1 protein-coding gene is annotated in these 1113 nt (G+C 34.1%); it reads right to left on the reverse strand.

The genetic code is table 11. From position 1 onward, the window contains the following. A partial coding sequence (locus IDG60_RS15440; RefSeq protein ID WP_206160882.1) for a phospho-sugar mutase occupies positions 1 to 1113 on the reverse strand: 1113 nt, incomplete at both ends.

The raw sequence follows: 1113 nt of genomic DNA on the forward strand, positions 1-1113 counted from the left end.
ATTCATCTTTCAATGTTTTGCCATATAATTTTAACTCAGAAGCGTATTTTATAATGAGTGGCACAATTTGTACGGCATCTTTATCACGTACAAAAGGCTCTGATAGAAAACCGTAACTCTCTTCAAATGCGAAAATCATATTTTGATGATCATCCAGTTGTCTTATTTCCTGAGCAATAAATTTAAAGCCCGTCAGTACCTCTTTGTATTTAACATTATTATAGCGTGCTAATGACTTTGTTAACTCACTACTTACAATAGATTGAATCATTAAGCGGTGACGTAATTGAGACGTTTGTTGAATACGATAATTAAGTAACAGCGCACCAATTTGGTTGCCATTAAAATATGTGATATGACCATGTGCATCACGTTCAGCAATACCAAGTCGATCTGCATCTGGGTCAGTTGATATTAATAAGTCTGCATGACTTTTATTTGCAAGTTCGACTGCTTGATCAAAAGCGCGATGATCTTCAGGATTAGCACTTTGAACTGAACTAAAATTCGGATCAGGTTTACATTGTGCATCTACAAGATTAAATTGATTGAAATTCAAAGATTTTAATAACTCAGGTACAATTGGAACACTTGTACCATGCAAACTAGTGAACACAACTTGTAAATCAGATTTAGGAATATAGCCAATCATATTTTGAATGTGTTTCATATAGTCATCAGTTACAGATTTCGGAAAAGGTTTGATATAAGATGTATTTTGTTTTGAAATAGGTATATCAATCTGTAATGGATCGCCAACTTCTTCGATATAACGACTTGCAAGCTCAGATGCATCAGTCGATAATTGCGCGCCATCAGAACCATATACTTTAATGCCGTTATAGTCTTTCGGATTATGACTTGCTGTAATCATAATGCCGGCAGTAGTATTAAGATTGCGAACCGCGAACGATAATTCCGGTGTCGTTTTATATGTATCAGGTAAATAAACTGTTATTTGATGGTTTGCTAATACATTAGCAATAATTTGGGCGAATTCAGTTGAAAGATGTCTAATATCATAATGAATGACTATTGTTGGACTGTTTGTTTGGGCATTTAAATAACGCGCTAAACCTAATGCCAATTTTTCAATAGTAAACTTATTAAGTC

Source organism: Staphylococcus sp. EG-SA-2, assembly GCF_017152085.1.